The organism is Staphylococcus equorum (genome assembly GCF_001747895.1).
Classification (GTDB): domain Bacteria; phylum Bacillota; class Bacilli; order Staphylococcales; family Staphylococcaceae; genus Staphylococcus; species Staphylococcus equorum_A.
Genome location: NZ_LNNB01000029.1, coordinates 206,223 through 213,858 on the forward strand (window position 1 = coordinate 206,223; position 7,636 = coordinate 213,858).

The 7,636-nt window shown below is 32.5% G+C and carries 6 protein-coding genes; 5 read left to right on the plus strand and 1 reads right to left on the minus strand.

Features of this window, described 5'->3' with window-relative positions:
* The first annotated feature begins 7 nt into the window (after positions 1-7).
* Both AST02_RS12420 and fabI read left to right on the plus strand, forming a co-directional pair.
* The gene (locus AST02_RS12420) at positions 8-1,852 is read left to right on the plus strand and encodes a monovalent cation:proton antiporter family protein (RefSeq protein WP_069818045.1); all 1,845 of its coding nucleotides are present in this window, start codon (positions 8-10) and stop codon (positions 1,850-1,852) included.
* Positions 1,853-2,116: 264 nt separating this feature from the next.
* Positions 2,117-2,887, plus strand: coding sequence for an enoyl-ACP reductase FabI (gene fabI, locus AST02_RS12425; RefSeq protein ID WP_069818046.1), 771 nt, complete (start codon positions 2,117-2,119; stop codon positions 2,885-2,887).
* A gap of 172 nt (positions 2,888-3,059) precedes the next feature.
* Here the strand turns inward: fabI and cozEa are convergent, their stop codons facing one another.
* Positions 3,060-4,145: a lipoteichoic acid biosynthesis protein CozEa gene (cozEa, locus tag AST02_RS12430; RefSeq protein ID WP_069818047.1), complete on the minus strand. Its 1,086-nt coding sequence runs from the start codon at positions 4,143-4,145 to the stop codon at positions 3,060-3,062.
* Positions 4,146-4,483: 338 nt separating this feature from the next.
* Between cozEa and AST02_RS12435 the strand changes: the two genes are divergently transcribed.
* The 3 genes from AST02_RS12435 to AST02_RS12445 all read left to right on the plus strand — a co-directional run bounded on the left by AST02_RS12435 (position 4,484) and on the right by AST02_RS12445 (position 7,493).
* Positions 4,484-6,055, plus strand: a complete 1,572-nt coding sequence (locus AST02_RS12435; protein ID WP_069818048.1) for an alanine/glycine:cation symporter family protein — start codon at positions 4,484-4,486, stop codon at positions 6,053-6,055.
* A gap of 96 nt (positions 6,056-6,151) precedes the next feature.
* Positions 6,152-6,898 (plus strand): esterase family protein, encoded by a 747-nt coding sequence (locus AST02_RS12440; RefSeq protein ID WP_069818049.1) that lies wholly within the window; start codon positions 6,152-6,154, stop codon positions 6,896-6,898.
* Between the two features lie 85 nt (positions 6,899-6,983).
* A complete protein-coding gene (locus AST02_RS12445; RefSeq protein ID WP_002508084.1) occupies positions 6,984-7,493 on the plus strand; it encodes a YjcG family protein in 510 nt (169 codons plus the stop codon).
* The last annotated feature ends 143 nt before the right edge of the window (positions 7,494-7,636 follow it).

Here is a 7,636-nt window from a genome sequence, read left to right on the forward strand (position 1 = left end):
GGGTTATATGGAATTTCTATCGCTTGTTGTCGTTGTATTAGCGGCATTTTTAACACCAATTTTAGTCAATAGACTACGTGTTAGTTTTTTACCTGTTGTAGTTGCTGAAATATTAATGGGTATCGTTATTGGTCACTCATTTTTAAATTTAGTAGAGCGCGATGCGATGCTTAATATTTTATCCACTTTAGGATTTATCTTTTTAATGTTTTTAAGTGGTTTAGAAATAGATTTTAAAGCATTTAAAAAAGATAAAAGTTCGACTACACAAGAAGAAAAATCTAAAAAACAAGAACCTGGGCATTTACAATTAGCAGTTATTGTATTTATGGCTATTATGATTATTTCAATTGTATTTGCTTATATGTTTAAATGGTTCGGATTAATAGATGATGTTTTACTTATGGTAATTATTATTTCCACAATTTCTTTAGGTGTAGTAGTACCAACTTTAAAAGAAATGAATATTATGCGCACTACAATAGGACAATTTATCCTACTTGTTGCTGTACTAGCAGATTTAGTGACAATGATACTACTTACAGGTTATGGTGCGATGCATGCTTCTGGCAGCACATCACTTTGGTTAATTGGTAGTTTAGTGGTATTTACACTTATCTTTTATTTCTTAGGAGGTATCTTCAAGAAAGCGCAATTCCTGCAAATGTTGATGGATGGTACGACACAAATTGGAATACGTGCAGTCTTTGCATTGATCATTTTGTTAGTAGCATTAGCAGAAGGCGTAGGTGCTGAAAATATACTTGGGGCATTCTTAGCAGGTGTCGTTGTATCATTATTAGGTCCAGATGAAGATATGGTAGAGAAGTTAGATTCATTTGGTTATGGTTTCTTTATTCCTATATTCTTTATAATGGTAGGGGTAGATTTAAACATTCCAGAGTTAATTAAAGAACCATCGTTATTATTAATTATACCCTTTTTAATATTAGCATTTTTAATTTCGAAATTAGTTCCTGTGTTTTACATACGTAGATGGTTTGATATGAAAACAACGATTTCTTCGGCCTTTCTACTAACTTCAACACTATCTTTAGTAATCGCATCGGCGAAAATCGCTGAACAATTAGGTACTATTTCTAGTGAAATATCAGGTATTTTAATACTAAGTTCAGTTATTACATGTGTATTTGTACCTATTGTCTTTAAAAAGATGTTCCCAATGCCAGATGAAGCAACAAGACAAATTGAAGTTAGCTTAATCGGTAAAAACCAATTAACAATACCTATTGCTCAAAATTTAACTTCACAGCTTTATCAAGTTTCACTTTATTATAGAAATGATTTAAGTGATAAACGCAAGTTATCTGACGCCATTTCTATGATTGAAATTGCTGATTATGAAGAAGAGTTGTTGGAACGTTTAGGCTTATTTGAAAGAAACATTGTAGTCTGTTCAACTAATGACGATGACATTAACCGAAAAGTTGCTTTGATGGCTAAAGCACATGGCGTTAAACGTGTAATTTGTAGGTTAGAATCAAGCTCTAGTGATGTTGAACTACAAAAAGAAGGCATAGAAGTATTCAGTAGTTATTTGAGTAACAAGATATTACTGAAAGGTTTAATTGAAACACCAAACATGCTTAATCTTTTAAGTAATGTTGAAACTTCATTATATGAAATCGCAATGTTAAACCATCAATATGACCAAATTCAATTACGTAATTTCCCATTCGATGGCGATATTATCTTTGTACGTATCATTAGAAATAATGAGTCTATCGTGCCTCATGGTGATACGCAATTACGCTATAGAGATAGAGTGATTGTAACAGGCTCTAAAGAATATGTAGATGAATTGAAACGTGAATTAGAATTTTATTATTAGTAACGAGTATAGCGTTAAGTTAAAAAAGTAATTTTTATGTACCTCTGACGCCTTACTTTTATAATTAGGTTTAAAATAACTTTCATTTGATAGAAAGCGTAGATATTAATTAAATAGGTTATATATAGTAAAAAAACTGTTTAAACAATCAAACCAATGTTAAAATAAGGGATATTGGAATTGGAATCGAGTCAATGAGTCAAAGCTTTCTGATGATTTCTCGAACCGGTTTAAAATGAAAACTTTAATAAAGGAGTTATTCTCATGTTTAATTTAGAAAATAAGACGTTTGTCATTATGGGTATTGCTAATAAACGTAGTATCGGATTTGGTGTAGCTAAAGTATTAGATGAATTAGGTGCAAAATTAGTATTTACATATCGTAAAGATCGAAGTAAAAAAGAGTTAGAAAAATTAGTAGAACAATTGAATCAAGAAACACATCATATGTATCAAATTGATGTTCAAAAAGATGAAGATGTTGTCGACGGTTTTGCTAAAATTGGCGAAGAAGTTGGAAACATTAATGGTGTTTATCACTCAATCGCTTTTGCAAATATGGAAGATTTACGTGGTCGTTTCATAGATACTTCTCGCGATGGATTTTTATTAGCGCAAGACATAAGTTCATACTCATTAACAATCGTGTCACGTGAAGCTAAAAAATTGATGCCTGAAGGTGGTAGTATCGTAGCTACAACATACTTAGGTGGCGAATTTGCTGTTCAAAATTATAATGTTATGGGTGTTGCTAAAGCAAGTTTAGAAGCAAATGTCCGTTATTTAGCATTAGATTTAGGTGAAGACAATATTCGTGTAAATGCAATCTCAGCAGGTCCAATACGTACTTTAAGTGCAAAAGGCGTAGGCGGATTCAATACGATTTTAAATGAGATAAAAGAACGTGCCCCATTAAAACGTAATGTTGATCAAGAAGAAGTAGGTAAAACTGCAGCATACTTATTAAGTGATTTCTCTAGTGGAGTAACTGGTGAAAACATTCATGTTGACAGTGGTTATCATATCGTTAAATAATAATCAAAACACCTCTAATGCGCAATGTGTAGTAATTAACATTGCATGTTAGAGGTGTTTTTTAAAACTATAAAAAGTGGCACTATGATGACAAACTAAAAAGCTGAAAAATCCTTACTAATGTAAAGGATCTTTCAGCTTTTTTAGTTAAATAACAATTTTTATAAACGAGCTAATCTTTGACGTCACTATTAGCTGCTTCAATAAGCTGTTGTCTATACCGGAATACATTACGGACAATAGATTTAATAACAGCATATAATGGCACAGCAACAAGAATGAGTACAAAACCACCAAGGTTACCTGCTGCTAAAATCACAACAATGACTGTTAATGGATGTATGCTTAAAGATTTACCCATAACGTTTGGCGTAATGACATTTCCTTCTAGCTGTTGTGCAATCAGTGTAATGATACAGACCCAAATAAATACCGTTGGACTTTGTATAATGCCAATGATTCCAGCAGGTACAAATGCCATCCAAGGGCCTAAGAATGGAATCATATTGGCCAGACAGGCAAACATAACAAGTAATAAAGTATAGTTAAGTCCTAGAATAGAATAACCAATATATAAAATGACACCTAAAATAATACTTACAGTTACTTGACCTTGAATATAAGATTTAACTGTTTCGTTTAAGTCTTTTAATAATTCAACTACGAACACTTTTCTATCCCCTTTAAATAATCTTGCAATAAAAGGAATAAATCTTTCGTGGTCTTTTAGCATATAAATTAGGAAGAATGGCACCATGATGAGTAGAAACATAGTAGAAATAAATGATGTCACGAATCCTAATGAATTAGATAATAAGCTAGTAGCGCCATCGCTCATTGATTTAATCATATTATTAATTCTGTCTGTTACATCTGCTGGTAATCTTTCCATTTGATCTAAAGCAAAATTAACAATGTGTTGAACTTCATTTTGTAGCGCTGGGATTTGTTTAATTAATCTTGAAATTTGTTCTATTATCAGCGGTGCAATATAACCTACAAAGCTGCTTATAATAATAACTAACGCAATCAAGATAATTGTTATACTACCCCAACGTGGGACTTTGTTTTTTTCAAGTATTTTTTGAAAAGGTAAACAGATATAGAATAAGAAGCCACTAAGTAACAGTGGTAACAACACTGATTGAATAATAACAATAAATGGTGTGAAGACACTATGGACTTCCATTACTAATTTGATTAGTAAAAACAGGATAAGTAAGGCAACACCTGTTCTAAACCAAACCTTATTAAGCATAGGACTTTTCCTCCTAAAAAATCGTATTTGAAGTACTATTCAGTATATCTCAAATAGCTACAGAACAAAAGATAAAAATTGATGTCAATTCGATGAATAATGAAATCGATTCAAATAACTTTATAGAATATTAACTAAAGTCACATAATGCATTAAATAGTGTAAAATTATTTCATTGGAGAATTTAAGTCATTAAAAATTTTTATTATTAATTCACAATTAAAAATATATAAATTGTGAAAAAGATAACTTATGAAATGCGTTGCGCGGAACCTTTTATATGTGTATAATGATAAAAAATATCATTATACATAATGGTACAACAAGGGGGATACGTTATGTTAGAGAGTTTACTTACGTGGTTGTATGATATTGTATGGAGCAAGCCTTTAGTCTATGGTTTGTTACTTACAGGGGTATTATTTTCATTTATGATGCGCTTTTTCCAAGTTAGACATTTTAAAGAAATGATACGTCTAATGTTTCAAGGGGAGAAATCACCTACAGGTATATCCAGTTTCCAAGCGATTGCACTATCATTAGCAGGTCGTGTAGGTACTGGTAATATTGTAGGTGTGTCGACTGCCATATTCATTGGTGGTCCTGGTGCGATATTTTGGATGTGGGCATCAGCATTTTTAGGAGCTGGTAGTGCATTTATTGAATCTACACTCGGTCAGATTTATAAAAGGGAAGAAAAGGGGCAGTATCGAGGTGGACCAGCATTCTATATCGAATATGGTATCAAAGGTAAACTCGGTAAAATTTATGGTTTAATCTTTGCTGTAGTAACAGTAATTTCAGTAGGTTTATTATTACCAGGTGTTCAATCCAATGCAATTTCTAGTTCAATGAAAAATGCGTTTAGTTTTGATCCTTGGCTAGTCGCAATAGTTTTGGCAGTATTAATTGCTTTAATTATATTCGGTGGTATTAAATGGATTGCAAACGCTGCAACTGCAGTTGTTCCGTTTATGGCAATTTTATATATTTTAATGGCAGTTGTTATTATATTTATTAATATTGAACAAGTTCCAGCGCTATTTGCTTTAATATTCAAATCTGCATTTGGGTTTGAAGCAGCATTTGGTGGAATCGTTGGGGCAATGATTGAAATTGGTGTTAAAAGAGGTCTATATTCAAATGAAGCAGGCCAAGGGACGGGACCACATGCTGCGTCTGCAGCAGAAGTATCTCATCCAGCTAAACAAGGGCTAGTACAATCATTCTCAGTATATATTGATACACTCTTTGTGTGTACGGCAACAGGATTAATCATTTTACTTTCAGGTACATATAATGTCACTGGTAATGCTGACATGTCAGACGGTAAAGCCAGTTTGATTAAAGATAATGGTATTTTTGTAGAGATGTCGAATGGAGATAAAGATTATTCTGGTACAGCAATGTACGCGCAAGCTGGTATTGATAAAGCATTCCAAGGAAGTGGTTATCATTTCGATCCTGCATTCTCAGGAATAGGGTCATACTTCATTGCGATTGCACTATTCTTCTTTGCCTTTACAACAATATTGGCATATTACTATATTGCTGAAACCAATATTACGTATTTAACTAGAAAAAGTTCGAAAAAAATGACTTTTGTTTATATTAATATCACTAGAATTGTTCTCATTGCAGCTACAGTGTATGGTGCAGTGAAAACTGCTGATGTAGCGTGGATGATGGGTGATTTAGGTGTAGGTATGATGGCTTGGCTAAATATCATTGCAATTTGGATATTGCATAAGCCTGCAATTAACGCCTTGAAAGATTATGAGAAACAGAAGAAAGACCTTGGATCAGGTAAAAAAGCAATTTATAAACCAGATCCTAAGAAATTGCCTAATGCTGTCTTTTGGCATAAAGATTATCCTAAACGACTAAAAGAAGAAAAGTTTGAGGAATAACTCAGTATTCATTTTATAAAAAATTAAGTTGAAATATTTTAAAATAATGCGTCTCTTGGTACAATGTCATTAAGACTACTAGGGGGCGCATTATTTATGTATGATTTTCAACCAGGAAGAATTAATAAAATTAGTTTTCCTAGCGAATTATTAGAACGAGATGTCACACTATCTATTTATTTACCAAAAGATTTTTCGGAATTATTTAAGTATAAAGTTGTATTTTGTTTTGATGGTTTAGATTTTTTTAGTTTTGGAAGAATTCATAGAAGTTATGAAAGTCTACGTGAAGCGAATGAAATTGAAAAAGCAATCTTTGTTGGCTTTCATTATGAAGACGTTGATAAACGACGTGCAGAATTTCATCCACAAGGTGCGCGTACGCATTTAACAGTTAAAGCAGTAGCGAACGAAATTTTACCTTTTATTGATCGAACGTTTCCTACATATAAAGTAGGTAATGCGCGTATAGTACTTGGAGATAGTTTAGCTGGAAGCGTAGCTTTAATGACAGCTTTATCTTATCCAAGAATTTTTAGTCAAGTTGGTTTATTAAGTCCACAACATGATGAAGTGATTCAAACTTTAATTGAACGATGTCAATTTCAAGAACAGTTAACAATATGGCATGCGGTTGGTTTAGAAGAAGCAGACTTTGAGTTACCAACAAACGGTAAGCGTGCAGATTTTCTAACGCCTAACCGTGAACTGAAATCGATTATTGAAGCAAATAACTTCACGCATCATTACATAGAGTTTGAAGGCGGCCATAGATGGAAATCATGGAAGCATTTACTCGATGATTTGCTAAAGTATTTTTTGTCAGATAATATTTCATTTTAATAATCTGAATAAAATTTAGTTTAAAGTAACGAATTTTTCAGAAATTTGATATAATGTAATTATGTTAAACAAAGGAGGAATTTAAATGATTTTAGGATTAGCATTAATTCCGTCAAAAGCGTTTCAAGATGAAGTGAATGCATATCGTAAGCGTTATGATGCTCATTATGCGTCAATTATGCCGCATATCACGATTAAGGGGCAATTTAAAATAAACGATAGCGATTTAGAATCTGTCAAAGAGACAATTAAATCTAGACTTGAGGGTATACCAGCCGTGGATGTTCATGCAACAAAAGCATCGAACTTCGCGCCGATTACCAATGTCATTTATTTTAAAGTTGAAAAAACTGAAACTTTAGAAAAATTATTCTACAAATTTAACAATGGTGATTTCCATGGCGTGCCAGATCACTCATTTGTACCACATTTTACAATTGCGCAAGGACTAACAAGCCAAGAGTTCGAAGATATTTATGGACAATTGAAATTAGCGGGTATTGATTATAAAGAAACAATTGAACAACTTTCTTTAGTTTATTACGATGAGAAAGATGAAAAATGGAAAGTATTAGATAACTTTAACTTAGCTTAAATAATGCCCATTAGTAGCATCTATGATTGCTTACGATAAAAAATGGAATTAAAAGAGGAGTCACTAACAACTTGTTAGTGACTCCTTACAGAGTGTCGACAAAGTCTCCGACTTTGTTGGCACTTTTTTGTGCACGCTTTCCG